This window comes from Streptomyces sp. NBC_01166 (assembly GCF_045039765.1).
GTDB lineage: Bacteria > Actinomycetota > Actinomycetes > Streptomycetales > Streptomycetaceae > Streptomyces.
On sequence record NZ_CP108613.1, the window covers coordinates 1,264,944 to 1,286,320 of the forward strand.

Annotated in this window: 27 protein-coding genes and 1 riboswitch; of the genes, 14 read left to right on the forward strand and 13 right to left on the reverse strand. The window is 71.2% G+C overall.

Translation table 11 applies throughout. The features are described from left to right. Window positions 1–82 precede the first annotated feature (82 nt). From OG379_RS05810 to OG379_RS05840, 7 genes are all read right to left on the reverse strand, one after another. A complete protein-coding gene (locus tag OG379_RS05810) occupies window positions 83–868 on the reverse strand; it encodes an urease accessory protein UreD (protein WP_405660001.1) in 786 nt (261 codons plus the stop codon). Next, entirely contained in the window at window positions 865–1,542 is a 678-nt protein-coding gene (gene ureG / locus OG379_RS05815; protein WP_405660003.1) for an urease accessory protein UreG, read from the reverse strand. Before ureG ends, OG379_RS05810 begins: the two co-directional genes overlap by 4 nt. 44 nt (window positions 1,543–1,586) lie before the next feature. Next, entirely contained in the window at window positions 1,587–2,252 is a 666-nt protein-coding gene (locus tag OG379_RS05820) for an urease accessory protein UreF (RefSeq protein WP_405660006.1), read from the reverse strand. 17 nt (window positions 2,253–2,269) lie between these two features. Continuing rightward, window positions 2,270–3,991: an urease subunit alpha gene (locus OG379_RS05825; protein WP_405660007.1), complete on the reverse strand. Its 1,722-nt coding sequence runs from the start codon at window positions 3,989–3,991 to the stop codon at window positions 2,270–2,272. After that, window positions 3,984–4,295 (reverse strand): urease subunit beta, encoded by a 312-nt coding sequence (locus OG379_RS05830; protein ID WP_405660008.1) that lies wholly within the window; start codon window positions 4,293–4,295, stop codon window positions 3,984–3,986. The genes OG379_RS05825 and OG379_RS05830 overlap by 8 nt, the downstream gene beginning before the upstream one ends. A 14-nt stretch (window positions 4,296–4,309) precedes the next feature. Further along, window positions 4,310–4,612 carry an urease subunit gamma gene (locus tag OG379_RS05835; protein ID WP_104790628.1) on the reverse strand — a complete coding sequence of 101 codons (303 nt, stop codon included), beginning with the start codon at window positions 4,610–4,612 and terminating at the stop codon, window positions 4,310–4,312. 139 nt (window positions 4,613–4,751) lie between these two features. Next, a complete protein-coding gene (locus tag OG379_RS05840) occupies window positions 4,752–5,372 on the reverse strand; it encodes a TetR/AcrR family transcriptional regulator (protein ID WP_405660011.1) in 621 nt (206 codons plus the stop codon). Between the two features lie 109 nt (window positions 5,373–5,481). Between OG379_RS05840 and OG379_RS05845 the strand changes: the two genes are divergently transcribed. Next, entirely contained in the window at window positions 5,482–6,477 is a 996-nt protein-coding gene (locus OG379_RS05845; RefSeq protein ID WP_405660014.1) for an ABC transporter permease, read from the forward strand. A gap of 99 nt (window positions 6,478–6,576) precedes the next feature. On the opposite strand, the gene OG379_RS05850 is transcribed toward OG379_RS05845, so the two are convergent. Then, window positions 6,577–6,876 carry a type II toxin-antitoxin system Phd/YefM family antitoxin gene (locus OG379_RS05850; protein ID WP_405660017.1) on the reverse strand — a complete coding sequence of 100 codons (300 nt, stop codon included), beginning with the start codon at window positions 6,874–6,876 and terminating at the stop codon, window positions 6,577–6,579. 79 nt (window positions 6,877–6,955) lie between these two features. On the opposite strand from OG379_RS05850, the gene OG379_RS05855 reads away from it, so the two are divergent. From OG379_RS05855 to OG379_RS05865, 3 genes are all read left to right on the forward strand, one after another. Further along, on the forward strand, window positions 6,956–7,591 hold the full coding sequence (locus OG379_RS05855) for an ATP-dependent Clp protease proteolytic subunit (protein WP_393756998.1): 636 nt from the start codon (window positions 6,956–6,958) through the stop codon (window positions 7,589–7,591). A 7-nt stretch (window positions 7,592–7,598) separates the two neighbouring features. Further along, on the forward strand, window positions 7,599–7,907 hold the full coding sequence (locus OG379_RS05860; protein ID WP_405660020.1) for a hypothetical protein: 309 nt from the start codon (window positions 7,599–7,601) through the stop codon (window positions 7,905–7,907). Between the two features lie 340 nt (window positions 7,908–8,247). Further along, window positions 8,248–8,444: riboswitch (cyclic di-AMP (ydaO/yuaA leader) on the forward strand. 3 nt (window positions 8,445–8,447) lie between these two features. Further along, a complete protein-coding gene (locus OG379_RS05865; RefSeq protein ID WP_393757002.1) occupies window positions 8,448–8,918 on the forward strand; it encodes a C40 family peptidase in 471 nt (156 codons plus the stop codon). An 18-nt stretch (window positions 8,919–8,936) separates the two neighbouring features. On the opposite strand, the gene OG379_RS05870 is transcribed toward OG379_RS05865, so the two are convergent. Then, the gene (locus tag OG379_RS05870; protein WP_405660023.1) at window positions 8,937–9,578 is read right to left on the reverse strand and encodes a LysE family translocator; all 642 of its coding nucleotides are present in this window, start codon (window positions 9,576–9,578) and stop codon (window positions 8,937–8,939) included. Window positions 9,579–9,650: 72 nt separating this feature from the next. On the opposite strand from OG379_RS05870, the gene OG379_RS05875 reads away from it, so the two are divergent. Then, the gene (locus tag OG379_RS05875; RefSeq protein WP_405660026.1) at window positions 9,651–10,565 is read left to right on the forward strand and encodes a LysR family transcriptional regulator; all 915 of its coding nucleotides are present in this window, start codon (window positions 9,651–9,653) and stop codon (window positions 10,563–10,565) included. A gap of 82 nt (window positions 10,566–10,647) precedes the next feature. Here the strand turns inward: OG379_RS05875 and OG379_RS05880 are convergent, their stop codons facing one another. Beyond that, the gene (locus OG379_RS05880) at window positions 10,648–11,079 is read right to left on the reverse strand and encodes an ATP-binding protein (RefSeq protein ID WP_393757008.1); all 432 of its coding nucleotides are present in this window, start codon (window positions 11,077–11,079) and stop codon (window positions 10,648–10,650) included. Between the two features lie 230 nt (window positions 11,080–11,309). On the opposite strand from OG379_RS05880, the gene OG379_RS05885 reads away from it, so the two are divergent. Continuing rightward, window positions 11,310–12,263 carry a helix-turn-helix domain-containing protein gene (locus tag OG379_RS05885; RefSeq protein WP_405660030.1) on the forward strand — a complete coding sequence of 318 codons (954 nt, stop codon included), beginning with the start codon at window positions 11,310–11,312 and terminating at the stop codon, window positions 12,261–12,263. After that, the gene (locus OG379_RS05890) at window positions 12,200–12,406 is read left to right on the forward strand and encodes a DUF397 domain-containing protein (RefSeq protein ID WP_405660033.1); all 207 of its coding nucleotides are present in this window, start codon (window positions 12,200–12,202) and stop codon (window positions 12,404–12,406) included. Before OG379_RS05885 ends, OG379_RS05890 begins: the two co-directional genes overlap by 64 nt. On the opposite strand, the gene OG379_RS05895 is transcribed toward OG379_RS05890, so the two are convergent. Further along, a complete protein-coding gene (locus OG379_RS05895) occupies window positions 12,399–13,547 on the reverse strand; it encodes an 8-amino-7-oxononanoate synthase (protein WP_405660036.1) in 1,149 nt (382 codons plus the stop codon). The two genes, OG379_RS05890 and OG379_RS05895, sit on opposite strands and share 8 nt — an antisense overlap. A 144-nt stretch (window positions 13,548–13,691) precedes the next feature. On the opposite strand from OG379_RS05895, the gene bioB reads away from it, so the two are divergent. From bioB to OG379_RS05915, 4 genes are all read left to right on the forward strand, one after another. After that, window positions 13,692–14,855 (forward strand): biotin synthase BioB, encoded by a 1,164-nt coding sequence (gene bioB, locus OG379_RS05900; RefSeq protein WP_405660039.1) that lies wholly within the window; start codon window positions 13,692–13,694, stop codon window positions 14,853–14,855. Further along, entirely contained in the window at window positions 14,848–16,152 is a 1,305-nt protein-coding gene (locus OG379_RS05905) for an adenosylmethionine--8-amino-7-oxononanoate transaminase (protein WP_405660042.1), read from the forward strand. The genes bioB and OG379_RS05905 overlap by 8 nt, the downstream gene beginning before the upstream one ends. 1 nt (window position 16,153) lies before the next feature. Further along, entirely contained in the window at window positions 16,154–16,843 is a 690-nt protein-coding gene (bioD, locus tag OG379_RS05910; protein ID WP_405660045.1) for a dethiobiotin synthase, read from the forward strand. Between the two features lie 65 nt (window positions 16,844–16,908). Then, window positions 16,909–17,604, forward strand: coding sequence for a class I SAM-dependent methyltransferase (locus tag OG379_RS05915; RefSeq protein ID WP_405660048.1), 696 nt, complete (start codon window positions 16,909–16,911; stop codon window positions 17,602–17,604). 10 nt (window positions 17,605–17,614) lie between these two features. Here OG379_RS05915 and OG379_RS05920 read toward each other — a convergent pair whose 3' ends face one another. Both OG379_RS05920 and OG379_RS05925 read right to left on the reverse strand, forming a co-directional pair. Beyond that, a complete protein-coding gene (locus OG379_RS05920; protein ID WP_362927781.1) occupies window positions 17,615–17,986 on the reverse strand; it encodes a fic family toxin-antitoxin system, toxin component in 372 nt (123 codons plus the stop codon). After that, window positions 17,983–18,210: a hypothetical protein gene (locus OG379_RS05925; RefSeq protein ID WP_014157595.1), complete on the reverse strand. Its 228-nt coding sequence runs from the start codon at window positions 18,208–18,210 to the stop codon at window positions 17,983–17,985. The genes OG379_RS05920 and OG379_RS05925 overlap by 4 nt, the downstream gene beginning before the upstream one ends. A 122-nt stretch (window positions 18,211–18,332) precedes the next feature. Here OG379_RS05925 and OG379_RS05930 point away from each other — a divergent pair, with 122 nt between their 5' ends. From OG379_RS05930 to OG379_RS05940, 3 genes are all read left to right on the forward strand, one after another. Then, entirely contained in the window at window positions 18,333–18,752 is a 420-nt protein-coding gene (locus OG379_RS05930) for a GNAT family N-acetyltransferase (RefSeq protein ID WP_405660052.1), read from the forward strand. A gap of 209 nt (window positions 18,753–18,961) precedes the next feature. Further along, window positions 18,962–20,299 (forward strand): hemolysin family protein, encoded by a 1,338-nt coding sequence (locus OG379_RS05935; protein WP_405660054.1) that lies wholly within the window; start codon window positions 18,962–18,964, stop codon window positions 20,297–20,299. After that, complete coding sequence (locus OG379_RS05940) at window positions 20,296–21,315, forward strand: hemolysin family protein (protein WP_405660057.1); 1,020 nt, start codon at window positions 20,296–20,298, stop codon at window positions 21,313–21,315. Before OG379_RS05935 ends, OG379_RS05940 begins: the two co-directional genes overlap by 4 nt. Window positions 21,316–21,377: the final 62 nt, after the last annotated feature.

Consider the following 21,377-nt stretch of genomic DNA (forward strand, 5'->3'; position numbering starts at 1 on the left):
TCTGTGAGGTTGCTGAGAACAAGGCGTACGCGTGTTTCTTTACCGAACCAATAACCGGTGCCCCCTGTCCCGCTGAGCGAACTCACGGCTCCCTAAGGGCCTTTGCCTCCTTCAGCAGACCCTCCAGCGCCTCGTCCAGCACCGCGCGCAGCAGCCGTGCGTCGGCGGCGAGCGCGGTCACCAGGACGGCGGGCCCGGCCAGCGGGGTGAGCGCGGCGGTGGGGCCGAGCAGCAGCGGTGCGGGAGGACCGTCGTCGAAGGCGGGGTCGACGACGAGCAGCTGGCCGACGGCGCGGTGGCCGCCCAGGACGGCCGCGCCGTCCCAGCCTCCTGGCGCTCCGGGCCCGTAGGACAGTTGCTGGTCGAGCAGCGGGCGGCCGGATCGCCGCACGGTCAGACGCGTCGAGAGCCGGCCGGTGGGTTCACCGTGCCTGCCCAGAATCTGTTCCTCACGGAGCACCAGGCGGGCACTGCCGGCGAGATCGGCCCGGGTGGTCATGTCGAGATCGCTGCCGTGCGCGGAGACGATCTGTTCGGGGAGCCAGTGGAGTTCGGCCCCCTCCCCCACGCTCAGCCGCACGTCGTACGAGGCGGGGCCCGCGTCCGGGCCGGCCCCGGGGAGCGCCACGGTGGCCGCGGCGGAGTCCACGGCCACCCGGGCGCCGTCCTCGGCCCGCGCCTCGATCGTGAGCCGGTCCCCGCCGAGGGGCGCGCTCATCGCGCCGACCACGGTGACACGCGCGTACGCGGGGTCCGGGGATCTGGTCCGGCGCAGGGCGAGCGGGCCCTCGCTCCGGAGGACCGGCAGCACGGTGGATCCCCGTCCGTCGGCGCACGCCGTGATCCGGGCTGTGGCCGTGACGCTCATGCGGTCCAGTCCGCGAGCCGGGCCCGCACCCAGTCGGCCACGGGCCCGACACCGTCGGCGCCGGTCAGGGAGGTGAGCACCACGGGGAGGTCACCGCGCTGCTCCGCGGCGTCGCGGGCCATCCTGCCCAGGTCGGAGCCGACGTAGGGGGCGAGGTCGGTCTTGTTGATGACGAGCAGGTCTGCGGTGGTGACACCGGGGCCGCCCTTGCGGGGGATGTCGTCGCCGCCCGCGACGTCGATCACGAAGACCTGCGCGTCGACGAGGCCCTTGGAGAAGGTCGCGGTGAGATTGTCGCCGCCCGATTCGACGAGGATGAGGTCGAGGGGGCCCACGGAGGCCTCCAGGTCCTCGACCGCCTCGAGGTTGGCCGAGATGTCGTCCCGGATCGCGGTGTGCGGGCAGGCGCCGGTCTCGACGGCCTGGATGCGCTCGGGCGGCAGCACCGCGTTGCGGAGGAGGAAGGCGGCGTCCTCGCGGGTGTAGATGTCGTTGGTGACGACGGCGATGGAGATCCGGTCGCGCAGTGCGCGGCAGAGGGCGGCGACGGTGGCCGTCTTGCCCGATCCGACCGGTCCTCCCAGGCCGATCCGAAGCGCGCGGCGGGTGCCGTCGGGGCGGGTGGAGTCGGCGCTGACGGCGGCGGGGCCGTTGTGCGCGTGGTCGAGATGCATGGGTGCGGCTCCTGGTGATGACGGTGAGCTGAGATTCGCGGGATTCAGGACGCGAACAGGCGGACGGGCCAGGCCGCGTGGGCCTCGGCGGAGATGTCGAGCAGCGGGGCGGAGGCGGCGGGCAGGGCGTCGATGCCGTGCCGTGCCGCCTCGGCGGCCTGTTCGGCGACCCGGTCGAGGGCGGGTGCGAGCCGGGCGAGGACCGCGGTCGCCTCGAAGGGGTCCAGCGACAGCAGACGGACCACCGCCGTGGCCGGGCCGCTGACCGCTTCGTAGGCGACGCAGTGTGCGGCGTCGGCGGCGTCGAGGCCGGCCGCCCGCGCCGTGAGCCCGAGGACTACGGGCTGGTGGGCGCCGCGCGGCCGGGCTTCGGCGAGCGCGGCCAGTTCGGCGCTCGGCCAGGTGGCTCGCGCCGCCCTCATCAGCTGCCGGCCGAGCTTGCGGGCGACGTTCCTGAGTGCCGGCGAGGGCGTCCGGGCGTCGGCGGCCGCGTCGAGGGCGAGCGGGTCCAGGCCGTGGGCGGCCGCGGCGGCCAGGGCGGCGGAGGTGAGCCCGGTGGTGTGAAGCCGGCCCAGGCAGAAGTCCGCCAGGTCCTCGGCGTTCCGGATGCGTCCCGCCTTGACGGCCGGCTCGGCTCCGCCGGAGTGGGCGTGCCCACCTGCGGGGAACCGGCCGTCGGCGAGCACGAGCAGGGCTGCGCGCGTCGTCATGAAGTGCTGTCCTGCCCTCAGAAAAGGAAGTACCGCTGGGCCATGGGGAGCTCCGCGGCGGGGGCGGGTTCGACCGGATCGCCGTCGATGGTGACGGCGAAGCTGTCGGGGTCGACCTGGACCCGGGGCAGGGCGTCGTTCTCGCGCATGTCCGCCTTGGTGACCCCTCGGGTGCTGGTGATCGGCACGAACTCCTTGCCCAGCCCCAGGCGTTCCGGCAGCCCGGCCTCGACGGCGGCCGAGGAGACGAAGTTGAGGGAGTTGGCCGAGGGTGCGCGGCCCACGGCACCGAACATCGGGCGCGGCATGACCGGCTGCGGGGTGGGGATCGACGCGTTGGCGTCGCCCATCTGCGCGTAGGCGATCTGGCCCCCCTTGATCACGGTCTGCGGTTTGACGCCGAAGAACGCCGGGTCCCACAGCACGAGATCGGCGAGCTTTCCGGTCTCGACGGACCCGATCTCCCGGTCCAGTCCTTGCGCCACCGCCGGGTTGATCGTGTATTTGGCGACATAGCGACGTGCCCGGTGGTTGTCGGCGTGACCGTCGCCCGGCAGGGCTCCGCGCCGCCGCTTCATCACGTGGGCGGTCTGCCAGGTACGCAGGATCACCTCGCCGATGCGGCCCATCGCCTGGGAGTCCGAGGAGATGATCGAGATGGCTCCCAGGTCGTGGAGGATGTCCTCGGCCGCGATGGTCGAGGGCCGGATCCGGGACTCGGCGAAGGCGAGGTCCTCCGGCACCGTGGGGTTGAGGTGGTGGCAGACCATCAGCATGTCGAGGTGTTCCTCGATGGTGTTGATGGTGTGCGGCCGGGTCGGGTTGGTGGAGCTGGGCAGGACGTAGGGCTCCGAGACCACGCTGATGATGTCGGGAGCGTGCCCGCCGCCCGCGCCTTCGGTGTGGTACGCGTGGATGGAGCGCCCCGCGATGGCGGCCAGCGTGTCGGCGACGAACCCGGCCTCGTTGAGCGTGTCCGTGTGGATGGCGAGCTGGGCGCCGGTCTCCTCGCACACGCTCAGGCAGGCGTCGATGACGGCGGGGGTGGCACCCCAGTCCTCATGGATCTTGAACCCCAGCGCACCCGCACGCAATTGGGAGTGCATGGCCTCCCGGGACATCGTGTTGCCCTTGCCGAGCAGACCGATGTTGACCGGGTAGGCCTCGAGCGCCTCGAACATCCGGGCAAGGTGCCAGGGGCCCGGGGTGATCGTGGTGGCCTTGGTCCCCTCGGCCGGGCCCGTGCCCCCACCGACGAGGGTGGTGATCCCGGAGGAGAGAGCCTGGTCGACGAGGGTCGGCGAGATGAAGTGGACGTGCGCGTCGATGGCACCGGCGGTGACGAATTTGCCGTTGCCCGCGATGATCTCGGTCTCGGGGCCGATGACCAGCTCGGGGTGGACGCCGTCCATCGTGTCCGGGTTGCCGGCCTTGCCGATCCCGGTGATCCGGCCGTCACGGATGCCGATGTCGGCCTTGACGACTCCCCAGTGGTCGATGATGACGGCGCCGGTGATGACGGTGTCGGGTGCCCCTTCGGCGCGGGTGGTCCGCGCCTGCCCCATGGATTCGCGGATCACCTTGCCACCGCCGAACACCGCCTCGTCACCGGCCCGTCCGGGGCCGCCGGAGCGGTCCTCCTCGATCTCGACCACGAGATCGGTGTCGGCGAGCCGGATGCGGTCGCCGGTGGTGGGCCCGAACAGGTCGGCGTACACGGGGCGGCTGAGCTCAGGCATCGAGGGAACCTCCGGTCTCGCCGCGCAGTCCGGGGACGATGCGCAGACCTGCGAGCGGGACGAGTTCGACATCGACGGGGATACCGGGCTCGAAGCGCACAGCGGTTCCGGCGGCGATGTTCAGCCGCAGCCCGTGGGCGGCGCGGCGGTCGAAGTCCAGGCCGGGGTTGGCCTCGGCGAAGTGGTAGTGCGAGCCGACCTGGACGGGCCGGTCAGCGGCGTTGAGGACGGTGAGACGGGTGGCGGGGCGCCCCTCGTTGAGCGCGATCCGCCCCTCCGCGAACAGGATCTCTCCGGGAATCATCGGCCGTTCCCCCGTCAGACGATCGGTTCGTGGACGGTGACGAGCTTGGTGCCGTCGGGGAAGGTGGCCTCCACCTGTACGTCGTGGATCATCTCGGGGATGCCGTCCATGACGTCGTCGCGAGTGAGGACCTTCCTTCCGGAGGCCATCAGTTCGGCCACGGTCCGGCCGTCGCGGGCGCCTTCCAGCAGGTGCGACGTGATCAGCGCGATCGCCTCGGGGTGATTCAAGCGCAGTCCGCGCGCCCTGCGCTTCTCGGCGACATCGGCCGCCACATGGATGAGCAGGCGTTCCTGTTCGTGCGGAGTCAGTTGCACGCTTCCACCCTCTTCGTCTCCCGCCCGGTACCTGCCCCGGACGCAGCGGGACCCTATCCCGCCTTCAACACTCTGTTGAACGATGAAGAGGATTCCGCGACCAGGTATTGCACGTTAGGGCGGAAGTTTTTCCGGCGCGTTAACTGATCTTTGACTGGTTCATGGACATCAGCCCGCGCAACCCGTTCTCCAGGACGGCGGGTTCGACTCCACCGAAGAGAGCCTCCTGTGCCATGAACCCCTGAGCGGTGGCGATCATGGTGCGGGCGACATCATCGGCCGGAACGTCGGAGCGCATGAGGCCGGCCGCGCGGTACGCGTCCACCAGCTTCGACCAGGCGGCGCGCATGCCGGCGTAGCCGTCCTCGAGCGTCCTCGCCAACATGTCGTTGCGCAGCGTCTCGGCCCACACCTGGACGATGAGCGCGGCGCACGCGCGGCGCTCCATCCCGTACATCTGCTCCTCGAAGATCCCGCGCAGCACCCTGCCGAGCAGCACATCGGGCGTGGGGGGCGGGGTGAGCTCCGCAGCCTCCTCGAAGGCGCTCCGAATGGAGCGGAACGCCTCGTCGGCGATGGCCGCGATCAGGTCCTCCTTGCCCGCGAAGTAGCGGTAGACGGCTCCGGCCGACAGCCCGACCTCCTTCAGCACGTCCTGCATCGAGGTGCCGTGGAAGCCGTTGCGGGCGAAGCAGCGCGCGGCGCCGGCGAGGATCTGCCGACGGCGGGCGTCGAGGTGCTCCTGGGATACACGTGCCATGGCCTCAATCTAAAACGAACGTTCCTTCTTGACAAGCGTCCGGGCCGGGGAGACAGTGGCCACACTTCCTAAAACGAACGATCCTTCTCTTTGAATTGAGGCAGTCGTCATGCCTGCTGCGCCGAACAGCCGCGCGGTCGCGGTCATCCTCCTCGTCCCGCTGATCGTGACACTCAGCCTCTGGGCGTTCTCCTGGCCCGCCGCCCGGATCGCCCCGCGCGACCTGCCCGTGGGCGTCGCAGGCCCCGCGCCGGTGGCCGAACAGCTGCAGAGGCAGCTCGAACAGCGTGCGGGAGCATTCGAGATCCACCGTTACGACGACGAGGGCGCGGCCCGCGACGCGATCGAGGACCGGGTCGTATACGGCGCCGTCGTCGTCACCGAGGAGGGCCCACGGCTGCTCACCGCCTCGGCGGCGAGCACCGTCGTCGCCCAGCTGTTGACCGAGGCGGCCAAGGGGGCGGCTCCGTCGGGAAGGGCCGTACCGGTCACGGACGTCGTCGCCGCGCCCGAGTCGGATCCGCGCGGCGCGGCGCTCGGCGCGAGCATCCTCCCGCTGGCACTCGCCGGTGTCGCCGCCGGGGCGTTGGTGACCGTCATGAGGCTGCGCGGCGCCAGGGGGGCCGTGGCCCTGGTCGGCGCGGCGGCCCTGGTGGGCGTCGCCGCCACGGCCGTCGCCCACAGCTGGCTGGGTGTGGTGACGGGTGACTGGTGGACGGAAGCCGGCGTCGTCGGGCTCACCGTGCTGGCCATCTCCTCCGGTGTCGGAGGGCTCGCGGCACTGTTCGGCTCGAAGGGCATCGGCGTGGGCGCGCTGCTGATGGTGCTGCTCGGCAATTCGTTCTCGGGCGTCACGAGCGCACCTGAGCTGCTCCCCGAACCGGTCGGCGCGATCGGCCAGTGGCTCCCGCCGGGCGCGGGCGGCTCACTGCTGAGGTCGGTGGCCTTCTTCGACGGCGCCGCGGCGGTCGGGGCCGTGCTGACCCTGACGACCTGGGCCGTACTGGGGCTTGCAGCCGTATTGATCGGCGGCCGCCGGCAGCCGGAAGCGGGCAGCCCCGCCGAACTCCCCGGCCGGCGCCGGGAACCGGTCCTCACGGACTGAAGGACATCCCCGGACGAGCCGAGCCCCCGCCAGGACAGGCGGGGGCTCGGTTTTTCGCGGTTCGGCGGCAGACGGGGGCGCGGGGTTCCGCGGACCGGGTCAGCGGTCCCGGTCGTCGTGGCCGCGGTGCTCCGCCGCAAGCCCGAAGCGGTGCTGTTCGCCTTGAGCAGACGACACGGAGCGGAACGAGGAGACCGAACTGATCACCTGCTCCTCGGCCGCCGCTTCCTGCGCCGCAGCCTCACCACTTTCGAGTCGTTGCAGGTCAGCGGCCGAAACCAGGGCCACCAGGGGCTTTCCGTGCCGCGTCACCACGACCCGTTCACCCCCGTAGACGACGCGGTTGATCAGTTCGGCGAGCTCCGCCCGGGCTTGCGTCACCGGAATCTCGTAGGCCATACCCCCATCTTAACCTCCTGTACGTCCTGTACATTTTTTACGTACTGCGCTTCGCTTTGGTCCGAGGAGAGGCATCGCCATGTTCCGTCCCGCCGCCCGCTACGTCCTGCCCGAGTTCACCGAGCGCACCGCCTACGGCTCCCGGAGCATGGATCCGTACTCGAAGCTGCTGTCCGAGCGGATCGTCTTTCTCGGCACGCCGGTCGACGACACCGCGGCGACCGACCTGATCGCACAGTTCATGTATCTGGAGCACTCGGACCCCGACCGGCCCCTGTCCCTCTACATCAACTCGCCCGGCGGCTCCTTCAACGCCATGACCGCGATCTACGACACCATGCACTTCCTGGCCTGCGAGGTGGAGACCTTCTGCCTCGGCCAGGCGGGTTCGAGCGCCGCGGTGCTGCTCGCGGCCGGCGCGCCCGGACGCCGACATGCCCTGCCTGGCGCCCGGGTAGTCATTCAGCAACCCGCCCTGGAAGAGCCGGTGCAGGGCCAGCCCTCCGATCTCGAGATCCAGGCCCGCGAGTTGGAGCGCGAGCGCGAGATGCTCACCGCCATGCTGGCCCGTCACACGGGGCGTTCCACACGGGAGATCAGCGCAGACATCGAACGGGACACCATCCTCGACGCCCCGGCCGCCCTGGCGTTCGGACTGGTGGACCACGTGATGGAGAACCGCACGCCGTCCCAGCCGCCGCATCCCGCGAGGTGAACGCCCGATGCTCTCACCGCAGTTCCCACCGCTCCCCGCCCTGACCCGCGCCGAGGCCGAGTTCATCGACTGCTACCTGGAAGTGCTGGACCAGCTCGGCCGCATCAACCCCGCCCGCGGCAGCGACACGTACGGGGCGCTCCGGGCGGCTCAGGCTCTCGCGTCCCGGGCCACCGCCCTCCGCGACGCACTCGCGCTGATGCACGAGCGGGGCGAGTCACAGATCCACGCGGACACTCTGGCCGGGGCACTGCGGCTGCTGGACGGCGAGCGTCGCGCCGGACGGGTCGCCGTGCCTCCCGCGTCGTCGAGTTGAGCACCACGGCGCCCGACTCGGCTGCCGCACCCGCCTTTCGGCACCTCTTTTCGACACGCCCGGCGGCCTGACGAGTTTTCCTCGCTCGATCGGCGTAGAAGGTCCCCCGCCCGAGGGACAGCCCAACTTGCGCGACAGGCGCGGACACTGAACCGAATCTGTTGTTCCGCCGCTGGTGCGCGGCCGGTCCGGTGCGGCCGCCCCGACTGCGGGCCGGCCGCGTCCACCCGATCGGATCAATCGTGACGACTCTCACATATCGGTACTTCAGAGAGGAAATCCGGCGGCGTGTGCGTAAAGATCCCTGGGACGACAAGCCCCCGCCACCGCGGCGGGGCGGTCCGGGCGGACGCCGAGTCCTGCCGCCGTCCGGATGCCTGGTCGACAGGAGTGGATCGGCAGGAGTGGAGGACCCGAGCACAACGGGCCGACCGGAGTTCCGGACGGCCCTCGGGGTGAAGCCGCTTCCCGCGGCCGGGCAACTTCGCCAGCCCGAACCCGACAGGTCATCCTTCACAGGCGGCTGACGAAGGGTTGCGCATGACTGCGCAGGTTCATGTCCCGTCTCTGTTCGCCCGGGTCGGTACGGCCTCGGTTCTGACATTCGCCGTGGGCACCACCATGATGACTCCTGGTCTCGTGAACGACGCCGAGGCCGCCGCCCACTCGACGACGGCGCTCAGGATCGCGGCCTCGAAGAAGGGCGCGCCCTACAGATGGGGCGCCACGGGCCCCCACAGGTTCGACTGCTCAGGGCTCACGCTCTACTCGTTCAAGAAGGCCGGCAAGAAACTACCCCGCACGGCTCAGCAGCAGTACAACAAGACCCGCCATATCTCCAGGTCGCAGCGGAAACGCGGCGACCTGGTCTTCTTCCACGCGGGCCGCAGCGTGTACCACGTCGGGATCTACGCCGGCAGCGGGAAGATCTGGCATTCACCGAAGACCGGCGCCGTGGTCCGGCTGGAGAAGATCTGGTCCGGCAATGTTCTGTACGGGAGGGTCCGCTGAGGTCCCTCCCTTCTCCGTTCAGTGCAGCAGGGGGCCCGTCACCAGCACGAGCCCCAACGCGGTGAGCGCCGTGCCGCTGCCACCCTCGATCACCCGGGTGGCACGCGGCCGACGCAGCCACCGGCCCAGGCGGTCCACCAGCAGGGCGACGGCCGGGAACCAGACGAGTGCGAGCAGGACGACGACGGAGGCCAGCAGCAGTGTCCTGGGCAGCGGTGGCTCTCCCTCGGGGACGAACTGGGGCAGCAGGCTGAGGAAGAGCACGGGCGCCTTCGGGTTGAGGGCGTTGGTCAGGAAGCCCTGGCGCAGTGACCTTCCGGCCCCCGACGGCGTCCTGCCCTCGCTCTCCTCCTCGGCAGCGGTGCCGGCGGTGGCGCGCCGGCGCATCGCGTACAGGCCGCTGAGCCCGAGGTAGAGCACGTACGCGCCGCCGAGCAGCTGGACGGTGCGGAACAGGGCGGGCATCGTCACGAGCACGGCGGCGAGTCCGGCCGCGGCCAGCGCGGTGTGCACCACCAGCCCTCCGGCGACCCCGACGGCGGTGGCGAGCCCGGACCGCCGGGATGCGAGCGCGTTGCGTACGACCACGGTGAAGTCGGCGCCGGGAAGGGCCACCATCCCCGCGGCCACGGCGACGAAGGCGAGCAGTTGTGCGTCCATGGGTCCACCCTGACCGATCGCAGCCCTTAGCATGTACTTGCAATCTTCTGGGTCTGCCAAAAGGAACGCTTAATGTACGACCCGACGCGGCTGGCCGCGCTGGTGGCGGTGTCCGAGGCCGGATCGATCACGCGTGCGGCGGCGCGGCTGGGTTACACCGCGCCCGCCCTCTCGCAGCAGCTGGCCAAGCTGGAGAAGGAGACCGGCGCGGCACTCCTCGTCCGCCACCACCGGGGGGCACGGCTGACGGCCGCCGGTGAGCTGCTGGCAGGGCGGGCCAGACGCATCCTGGACGAGATGGACCAGGCGCGGCACGAGCTGGCCGGGCTCGCAGGGCTGTCGGGCGGCCGGCTGCGGGTCGGCACGTTCGTCACGGCCGGGATCCATCTGCTGCCGCCGGTGCTCACCGCGTTCCGGCGCGCCCACCCCGACGTGGAACTTGCCGTCACGGACTACGAGCCGCCCGCCGGCGTCGCCGCCGTGGCGGCCGGCGACGTGGACCTGGCGCTGACCCACGCGTACGAACCCGCGGCCGCCGATCCGCTCCCGTCGGGGGTGTTCGCCGAGCCGCTGCTCGTCGAGGAGCTGGTGCTGGTCACCGCGCTCGGGCAGATGCTGTCCGAGGGCAGCGGCCCGCTGCCCGTGGCCGAACTCGCGGGCCGGCCGCTGATCAGCAGCGCACCCGACCATCCGCCGCGTCGCGGGGTGGAGCGTGCGCTGGCGGAGGCGGGGGCCACCCCCGCCGTGGTCTGCGAGTCGCCCGGGTACGCGCTGGTGTGCGCCCTGGTCAGCGCGGGGATCGGCGTGGCGGTGGTGCCGGAGATGGTGGCCGCGATGTCCCCTGCGCCGCTCGCCGTCCGGCGCCTGGAACCCGCCGCCTTCCGGCGGACGATCTCCGTCGTGCACCGGGAGGACCGGAACACCGCGGCCGCGACGACGCTGATGGCGCTGCTGCGCAGCGGGTTCGGCCGGGCCTCAGCCGTGTGAGGACGCCCCGGCGCCCCACGGCCCGGACCGCACGGCCCGCACCACCGACCACCCGCACCGCACGGGGACCTGCCCGACGGCTTCAGGCCTGCGCGGGAACCGGCCAAGGCAGAGCGATCGACACGGTCTTGCCCCCGTCCGGAGTGGGGCTGACGCTGAGCCGCCCGCCGTGCTCCTTCGTCAGGGCCCGGATGATCACCATGCCGCGGCCGTTGTCCTGCCGGACCGCGGCGGGCAGCCGCTGGGGCCAGCGGGGATGGCTGTCCGTCACGCCCAGATAGAACTCCACGTCCCGGTCGAGGCGGAGGTCCACCGTGAAGGTGGGTGACTGCCCGAAGGTGTGCTGGACGGCGTTGGTGGCGAGTTCCGAGACGATCAGCCGGATGGTGTCAGCGGTGTCGCCGTCCTCGGCCAGACCCCATTCGGCGAGCACCCGGGCCACATGTCTCCGGGCTGTGGAGACCGAGGCCGGATCGCTCGGCAGAGTGACGGTTGCTTCCTGATGGTCTGCCATGGCGACGCCGTCCCTTTCCCGCCCTGACCGGCCCGTGGCCGGCCTGGATTGTGCTTCGCGCCAGACTGCCACCGATGCCGTCCTCCATGACGGCGATCCACCTAGATATGCATATATCTATCGCTCATTACGGTGAACTCCGCCCCCTGCGCCGTGTACGGGCGTAACACTGGCCCCTTTCCGAGCCGGACCCGCCCGGGCGGCTCTCCGTACAACGGGAGGAGGCCGCCATGCGAAACGGCCCTGCGGTACGCCGTCGCAAGCTCGGGGAGGAGCTGCGCAGCCTGCGTCACACATCGGGACTCACGAGCCGGGACGCCGCCGGGCTGCTGGGCTGGCACCAGTCGAAGATGAGCCGGATCGAGACGGGGGCGAGCGGCGTGACGCCCGGTGACGTAACCCGCCTCCTGGACGCCTACGGCGTGGACGACCGTCAGCTGCGCTGCCTGCTCCAGACGCTCGCCGGCTCGGCGGGCGGAGGCGGAAGCGGGTGGTGGCACGCCTATCGTGGGCTCATCCCGCCCCAGTACCGCGACTTCATCAGCCTGGAGTCCCAGGCCGATGCCGCCCGCACACTGGAGACGTCCGTGGTCCCGGGCCTGCTGCAGACCGCCGACTACGCGCGGGCGGTGACCCGTTCCTCGCTGGACGGGCTGCCGCCCGCACAGCTGGATTCCCTGGTGGAGGTCAGACTCGCCCGGCAGAGCGTCCTCCACGCGCCCCGGCCGCTGCGGCTCAGTGCCGTACTCGACGAAGCCGTGTTACGGCGAGTGGTCGGCGGCCCCGGGGTCATGGAGGAGCAGCTCCTCCATCTGTCACAGGTCGCCCAACTTCCGCACGTGACGCTGCAGTTACTGCCGTTCGAGGCCGGGAGCTACATCGGCCTCACAGGCTCTTTCGTTATTTTTTCATTTCCGACCACTTCTGATCTAGACGTGGTCGTTCTTGACCACTTGACGAGTAGTCTCTATCTGGAGCGGAAAGAAGACCTCGAGGCGTACAGCTCGGCCTTCCGCACGATGCAGGGGCACGCGCTGTCGCCCGAGCGTTCGCTGGACCTCATCTCCGCGATAGGCCGCGGTGATCAGACGGGACCTTCAGACTGCCCGAGGGAGCCACGATGTCCGACCGTCTCGCACAGCCCGCACCCGGGTGGCGGCGCAGCAGCCGCAGCACCGGAATGAACAACTGCGTGGAAACCGCGCCGGCCGGCGACGAGGAGCTCGCCGTGCGGGACTCCAAGGACACGTCCCTGCCGCCGCTTCGATTCTCGGCGTCGGCGTGGACGTCCTTCGTCGCCGGACTCGACGGCCGCCGGGTCAGCTGACGGGCTCCGGCGCGGTGGAGAGGATCGTGCCCACGGCTGTCGCGATCTGCTCCTGCGTCAGGTCGGCCCGGGCTGTCAGCCTCAGTCGGGAGATCCCGTCCGGCACCGACGGCGGCCGGAAGCATCCCACCGCGAGGCCGGCCGTGCGGCAGGCGGCCGCCCATCGCACCGCGGACTCCGCCGAGGGCGCGCGGACCGATACGACGGCGGCGTCGGGGCGCACGGCGGTCAGGCCAACCGCCGTCAGCCGGCCGTACAGCTCGACGGCGACCGCCCCGGCCCTCGCCGCGCGTCCGGGTTCGCGGCGCAGCAGCCGCAGAGCGCCCAGAGCCGCGCCGACGGCCGCGGGTGCGAGACCGGTGTCGAAGATGAACGTGCGCGCCGTGTTGACCAGGTGGCGGATGACCCGGGCGGAGCCGAGCACCGCTCCCCCCTGGCTGCCGAGCGACTTGGAGAGGGTGAGGGTGGCGACGACCCCCTCGTCGCCCGCCAGTCCGGCAGCCGCGAGCGCGCCGCGCCCGCCCTCGCCCAGGACACCCAGTCCGTGCGCGTCGTCCACGAGGAGGGCCGCGCCGGCTTCGCGGCAGACACCGGCGAGTGCTGCCAGCGGAGCGGCGTCCCCGTCCACCGAGAAGACGGAGTCGGTCACGGCCAGAGCCCGTCCGTCGTGGTCGTGGAGCGCCTTTCGCACCGCCTCGGGGTCCGCGTGCGGCACGACGGCGGTGGCGGCCCGGGCGAGCCGGCAGCCGTCCACGATCGAGGCGTGGTTGCCCGCGTCGGACACGATCAGCGACTCGTGTCCGGTGAGCGCCGTGAGGGCGGCGAGGTTGGCCGCGTAACCGGACGAGAACACCAGGGCGGCTTCGAATCCGCAGAAGTCGGCGAGTTCGCGTTCGAGTTCTGCGTGCAGCGTGGTGGATCCGGTGACGAGCCGTGAGCCGGTGGCGCCCCCGCCCCATGTCCGTGCCGCCTCGGCGGCGGCCGAGGTGACCTCGGGGTGCCGGCTCAGACCCAGGTAGTCGTTGCTCGCGAGGTCCAGCAGTTCCGTGTCGGCGGGCCGGGGGCGCAGCGTCCGGACGAGTCCGGCGTCGGCACGGCGCCGGGCCTCGTCGTCGATCCAGTCGAACGGGGCGTAGGACATGAGCAGGTCCCTTTTTGTAGGCAGCTCACAGACCCTAACCGGGCGCGCAACAGGCCAGGGTGTGGCAATACACACAGCATCGACCGGCTCTGCTGTCCGGTTCCTCCTTGGCCGATGACGGTGCCGTACGTCAGGATCAAGGCCATGGACCTGCTGAATACGCTGGTGGACAAGGGGCTGCGGCGCGAACTGCCGACCCGTGACGAAGCGCTCGCCGTGCTGGCGACGTCCGACGACGAACTGCTCGACGTGGTGGCCGCGGCCGGAAAGGTACGCCGCCAGTGGTTCGGGCGGCGCGTGAAGCTCAACTATCTGGTGAACCTGAAGTCCGGGCTCTGCCCCGAGGACTGCTCGTACTGTTCGCAGCGGCTCGGTTCCGAGGCGGGCATCCTCAAGTACACCTGGCTGAAACCGGACGAGGCCACGAAGGCCGCCGCCGCCGGGGTGGCCGGCGGCGCGAAGCGGGTCTGCCTGGTGGCGAGCGGCCGGGGGCCGACGGACCGGGACGTCGACCGGGTGTCGCAGACAATCGAGGCGATCAAGGAGCAGCACGAGGACGTCGAGGTGTGTGCGTGCCTCGGCCTGCTCTCGCAGGGCCAGGCCGACCGGCTGAAGTCCGCGGGCGCGGACGCGTACAACCACAACCTCAACACCTCGGAGGGGACGTACGGGCAGATCACGACCACCCACACGTACGCCGACCGGGTGGACACCGTGCAGCAGGCCCAGGCCGCCGGCCTCTCGGCGTGCTCGGGGCTGATCGCGGGGATGGGTGAGAGCGACGCCGATCTGGTGGATGTCGTGTTCTCGCTGCGTGACCTGGACCCCGACTCGGTGCCGGTGAACTTCCTGATCCCCATCGAGGGCACCCCGCTCGCCAAGGAGTGGCACCTCACTCCCCAGCGGTGCCTGCGCATCCTGGCGATGGTCCGGTTCGTCTGCCCGGACGTCGAGGTGCGGCTCGCGGGCGGCCGTGAGGTCCACCTGCGGTCGATGCAGCCGCTCGCACTGAACCTGGTCAACTCGATCTTCCTGGGTGACTACCTGACCACCGAGGGCCAGTCGGGCCAGTCCGACCTCGACATGATCGCGGACGCCGGATTCGAGGTGGAGGGGGCGGACACCACGACGCTTCCCGAACACCGCGCCCTGACGGGCGGCGGCTGCGGTTCGCACGAGGGCGGCTGCGCTCCGTGCGGCGAGACCCCCGAGGCCGCTCCGGAGCCGTCCGAGGTCCTGGCGGCGCGTACGGATCTGGTGACGGTCCGCCGTCGCGGTACCGGGACGGACCTCGCGCCCAATGCCTGATCCGCTCCGCCCGGCCGAACTCCGCGCTCTGGACCGGGCCCACGTCTGGCACCCCTACGGCCCGATGCCGGGCCGGCAGGAGCCGCTCGTCGTGGAGTCCGCGTCCGGGGTTCGTCTCCGCCTCGCCGAACCCGCCCACGGTCAGCACGAGTTGGTGGACGGCATGTCGTCCTGGTGGTCCGCGGTCCACGGCTACAACCATCCGGTGCTCAACGAGGCCGCCCGCGGCCAGCTGGACCGGATGAGTCATGTGATGTTCGGCGGGCTCACCCACGAGCCCGCCGTCCGGCTGGCGACCCGGCTGGTGGAGATCACTCCGGAGCCGCTGCAGCACGTCTTCCTCGCCGATTCGGGCTCGGTCTCCGTCGAGGTCGCGGTGAAGATGTGCCTGCAGTACTGGCGTTCGGCGGGGCGGCCCGCCAAGCACCGGCTGCTCACCTGGCGCGGCGGCTACCACGGTGACACCTGGCAGCCGATGTCGGTGTGCGACCCCCAGGGCGGGATGCACGAGCTGTGGTCGGGGTCCCTTCCCCGGCAGATCTTCGCGGACGCCCCTCCGGACGGTTTCGACGCCGAGCCCGACGACACCTACGTGAGGCATCTGCGCGAGCTGGTGGCCGCGCACGCCGACGAGACGGCGGCGGTCGTCGTGGAGCCGGTGGTGCAGGGGGCGGGCGGGATGCGCTTCCACTCCCCCGCGTATCTGCGGGTGCTCCGGGAGGCGTGCGACGCGAATGACGTGCTGCTGGTGTTCGACGAGATCGCGACGGGGTTCGGCCGCACCGGGCAGCTGTTCGCCGCGGGGCACGCCGGGGTCTCCCCGGATGTCATGTGTGTCGGCAAGGCGCTGACCGGGGGCTATCTGACGCTGGCTGCGACGCTGTGCACCTCGCGGGTGGCGGAGGGCATCTCGAGCGGGGATGTGCCGGTGCTCGCGCACGGGCCGACGTTCATGGGCAATCCGCTCGCCTCGGCGGTGGCCTGCGCCTCCGTCGATCTCCTGCTGGGCCAGGACTGGGAGCTGGAGGTGAAGCGGATCGGCACGGGACTGCGCCAGGGGCTGGCGGAGGCCGTCGGTACGCCGGGCGTACGGGATGTCCGGGTGCTGGGCGCGATCGGGGTCGTGCAGCTCGACCACGAGGTCGACATGGAGGCCGCCACACGGGCCGCGGTGCGCGAGGGCGTCTGGCTGCGCCCGTTCCGCGATCTCGTGTACACGATGCCGCCGTACGTGACCGGCGACGACGATGTGGCAAGGATCTGCCGGGCCGTGTGCGCGGCTGCGAGGGAGGGCTGAGATGACGATCCTCGTGGTGACCGGTACGGGCACCGAGATCGGCAAGACGATCGTGACCGCGGCGGTCGCGGCCGCTTACCGGGACCGCCGGGTCGCGGTCCTCAAGCCCGCCCAGACGGGTCTCGCACCGGGCGAACCGGGGGACGCCGCCGAGGTGGCACGGCTGGCCGGCGCTCATGTGACGGCCGTCGAACTGGCCAGATTCCCGGAGCCGTTGGCACCGGAGACGGCCGCACGCCGGGCAGGCCTCACCCCCGTACGCCCGTACGAGATCGCCGAGGCCGCCCAGAAGCTGGCGGCGGAGCACGACCTGGTGCTGGTCGAAGGCGCGGGCGGGCTGCTCGTCCGCTACGACGAGCAGGGAGCCACGCTCGCGGACGCCGCACGGCTGATGGCGGCGCCCGTGCTGGTGGTGGCCCCTGCCGGCCTGGGCACGCTCAACGCCACCGCCCTGACGACGGAGGCGCTTAGGGCGCGAGGACTCACGTGTCCCGGAGTGGTGGTGGGGAGCATGCCGGCCGATCCGGACCTGGCCTCGCGCTGCAACATCGACGACCTCCCGGTCGCCGCGGGCGTCCCGCTGCTCGGCGCGGTGCCGGCCGGCTCCGGGGCGCTCGAACCGGCCGACTTCCGGGCGCGGGCGGCGGGTTGGCTGGCACCGGAACTCGGCGGTCACCGTATGAGCGGCTGAGCGGGGCCGTACGGGGGAGAATCGAAGGAGAGCCGTATCCACGTGCCCTCCGAGGAGGCCCGATCATGCGTCGGCGCAGCACACCTGTCCCCCGTGACGCGGTGCACCACCCGGTCTTCGCCCGCTTCTACGCCAGGCTGAGCGTGGCGGCCGACCTCAAGGGGGGTGTGGCGGACCGTCGCGACGAGCTTCTCGCGGGTCTTTCCGGGCGTGTCATCGAGATCGGCGCGGGCAACGGCCTCAACTTCGCGCACTACCCGGGGGCCGTGTCCGAAGTCGTCGCGATCGAACCCGAGCGGAGCTTGCGGCAGCTGGCGGCCGGTGCGGCGCTGCGCTCGGAGGTACCGTTCGATGTGGTGCCGGGCACGGCCGAGGCGCTGCCGGTCAAGAGCGAGGCGTTCGACGCGGCGGTGGCCTCACTGGTGCTGTGCACCGTGCGGGATCTGCCCCGCGCGCTGGCGGAGATCAAGCGGGTGCTGAGACCGGGCGGTGAGCTGCGCTTCTTCGAGCACACCCTGGCCCCTGGCCGGGCGCTGGCGACCGCGCAGCGGGCGGCGGACCGCACTCTCTGGCCACTGCTCTTCGGGGGCTGTCACACCGCGCGGGACACGGTGGCGGCCATCGAGGAGGCCGGCTTCGAGCTGGGGATGTGCCGCAGGTTCCGCATCCCGGACAAGGGCGTTCAGCTGCCGAGCTCGCCGTGTGTGCTCGGTGTGGCCCGCCGGTCGGCCGTGGTGGACCGCGCGGCGGAGGCAGGCTGAGGAAGGCCGGTCACAGGCTCCACCGGCGGAGCTCTTCGGCGATGGTCCGGACGTCGGCCTTGCCCTCCTTCACCAGCCGCGCGAGATCGCGCACCTGCTCGGGAGAGGTGATGACCTTCAGCCCCGAGGCGACGAGATAGCCGTAGGCGACGGCGGAGGCGAACATGGCGTTGGAGTGCTCGAGCGCGGGCACGTGCAGGAGCAGCTGGAGCAGGGCCGCCGCCCGGGAGTGCGGGTCGCTGTAGACGGGGCTGCCGAAGATCTCCGCCTCGTGCCGGCTGACCGCGGCGACGAGCGCGCCCCAGTCGACGACCTGCGGATCACCGGGCGTCTTGTGCTCGGCGACCATGAGCAGCCAGGAAAGGTCGATCTGCAGGTTCAACGGGTGCCTTCGCGCTCCGGGCCGAACTCCTCGGCGAACACCGACTCGTACTGCTTCATGAAGTCGGCCGCGGCCTCGACGAAGGTGTGTCCCACCTCGCCCGCATCCTGTTTGACGAGTTCCTCTATGTAGCGGTTCACGCTCATCCCCCGCTGGAGGGCGCGCTGTCGCGCCGCCTCGGCGGTGGCCTCGTCCACTCGAACGTTCAGCTGAGTCTTGGGCACGCCATCACGCTAGCGCGTGTGCGCTAGCACTCGCAAGAGGAACGGGGCGGGACGACGCACCCGACACGGCCCGGCGGCGAAACAGTTCGCCCTTCCCACGAACGCTCTGATTGGCTCTGGCCATGACCGATCTCGATATCCGCTGCGCGGCCCTCTCCGACGTCGACGACGTGCTGCGGTTCTGGCGCGAGGCCGCGGAGGGCACCAGCATCACCGACGACCACGAGGGGGTCGCCCGGCTGATCACGCGGGACCCCGAGGCCCTGCTCCTCGCGGAACGCGACGGCCGGATCGCCGGGACCGTCATAGCCGGCTTCGACGGATGGCGATGTTCCGCGTACCGGCTCGCCGTGCACCCCGCCTGCCGTCGGCAGGGCGTCGCGACCGCGCTGCTGGAAGCCGCGGAACGACGATTCCTGACACTGAGCGGCCGCCGGGTCGACGCCATGGTGCTGGAATCCAACGAGCGGGCCCATCACGCGTGGGGCGCGGCTGGCTACCATCGCGAGGACCACTGGCGGCGCTGGGTCAAGTCCCTGTGACCACGCCCGGAACCGCCGAATGCCCCTGAGCGGGCGCCGGCCATCCGCCCGTACAGGGCATTTTGCCGATCCTTTACTATGTATTCTCGACCGTCCGACCCTTTCGAAAGGTGTGAGCGTCCGCCCATGGGCGAGCCCCCCAGTAGTAGACACTGCCGACATCGCGCGAACCTTCTGCCCCTGCCCGATCATGGGACGGAGGTGAACCGATGACCGAAGTGCTCCTGCTCCTCGTGGCGGTACTGCTCTCCCTCGCCTGCGGAGCGTTCGTGGCGGCGGAGTTCTCCCTGACCACCGTGGAGCGCGGCGATCTCGAACGGGCCGTCGAGCGAGGGGACCGGGGTGCGGCGGGAGCACTCAAGGCCGTACGCAGCCTCACCTACCAGCTTTCCGGCGCACAGCTCGGCATCACCGTCACCAACCTGATCGTGGGCATGCTCTCCGAGCCGTCCATCTCCAAGCTGATCCGGGGGCCGGTGGAAGCGACGGGGCTGTCGCCCGGTGTGTCCTCCTCGCTGGCACTCGTCATCGGCACGGCGCTGTCCACCGTCGTCCTGATGGTGGTTGGTGAGCTCGTCCCGAAGAACTGGGCGATCTCCTCCCCCCTGGCCGTCGCCCGGACGGTCGCAGCGCCGCAGCGCGCATTCACGGCGGTCTTCCGTCCCTTCATCAGCCACCTCAACAACACCGCCAACCGGATCGTGCGGCGCTTCGGCCTCGAGCCGGCCGAGGAGCTGGCCTCGGCCCGCAGCCCGCAGGAGCTGGTGGCCCTGGCGCGCCACTCCGCCAAGGAGGGTGCGCTGGAGGCGGACACCGCCGAACTCTTCGTACGCACCCTCAACCTGTCCGAACTGACCGCGGAGAACGTGATGACCCCCCGCGTCCAGGTCACCGCCCTCGAGGTCCAGGCGACCGCCGAGGACGTCGCGAACGCCACCCGGGCGACCGGCCTCTCCCGGTTCCCCGTCTACCGGGGCAGCCTGGACACGGTCGTCGGCGTCGCCCACATCAAGGACGTACTGGCCATTCCCGCGGACCAGCGGCCCCGTAAGCGGGTGTCCGACATGCTGCGCGAACCACTGCTCGTGCCCGAGACGCTCACCGTGGACCGCCTGCTGGACCGGCTCTCCGGAAAGCTGGCCATGGCCGTCGTCATCGACGAGTACGGCGGCACGGCGGGAGTCGTGACGCTGGAGGACATCGTGGAGGAAGTGGTCGGCGAGGTGCGGGACGAGCACGACCCGCACGAGACCCCCGACCTGGCGGCCGCGGGCGAGGACGCGGACGGACGCACCCTGTGGTCCGCCGACGGAGCGGCCCGCACGGACCAGCTCCGCACCATCGGGCTGCGGGTACCGGACGGTCCGTACGAGACACTGGCCGGTCTGATCGCGACGGAGGTGGGCCGCATCCCGGTGGTCGGCGACACCGTCGAGCTCGCCGGGTGGCGCATCGACGTGGTGGACGCTTCGGGGCATCGCGCCGCGCGTGCGCTGCTGCACGCCCCGCTGCCCGGCAGCGACGAGCAGGCGGAGGACGAACGATGATCGCCGTCCAGCTCTTCATCGGCCTGCTGACCCTGGTCGTCAACGCCTTCTTCGTCGGCGCGGAGTTCGCGCTGATCTCCGTACGCCGCAGTCAGATCGAGCCCGAGGCCGAAGCCGGAAACCGCCGGGCCCGCAGTGTCATCTGGGGGCTCGAGCACGTGTCGGCGCTCCTCGCGGCGGCACAGCTGGGCATCACGCTCTGCACCCTGGTGCTGGGCATCGTCGCCGAGCCCGCCATCGCCCATCTGCTGGAACCCGTCTTCGACGGGGTGGGGGTGCCGCACGGGCTGGTGCACCCGATCTCGTTCGTCATCGCCCTGACCGTGGCGACGTATCTGCACATGCTGCTGGGCGAGATGGTGCCGAAGAACATCGCGCTGGCCGAGCCGGTCCGCACGGCGCTGCTGCTCGGACCGCCGCTCGTCACGCTCGCCAGGGCGCTGAAGCCGGTGATCTTCGCGATCAACGCCTTCGCCAACACGCTGCTCAAGCTGCTGCGGGTGGAGATCAAGGACGAGGTCTCCGCGACGTTCTCCGACGACGAGCTGGCACGCCTCGTCAAGGACGCCGAGGATTCCGGGCTCGTCGACGACCGCTCGGCGGACCGCCTGCGCCACGCGCTGGAACTGGGCCGGCGCCCGGTCCGGGACGTGCTCCTCCCGGTCGACCGGGTGCTCTACACCAGGGTCGGCACGACCCCGGAGGAGCTGGAGCGGCTCTCCCACGAGTCCGGCTTCTCGCGCTTCCCCGTGATGGACAGCGAGCAGCGCATCATCGGATACCTGCATGTGAAGGACGCTCTGGACGCCACGCCGCGCGACGTGCCCTTCCCGGTCAGCGCTCTGCGGCCGATCGCCCGGGTGCGTGCGGCAACGCCTCTGGACGACGTGCTGACCGCGCTGCGGCGCAGTCGTACGCATCTGGCGGCCGTGCTCGACGAGGACGGCCGGCTGGTCGGCATGATCACGATGGAGGACGTGCTTCGTGAGCTGGTGGGCAGGCCGCAGCCCCGCTGACGCCCGCGTCGGCGTCGGGTGACGGCACGGGGAGGGGCGGGGCTGCGGCCGCGCCCCTCTTC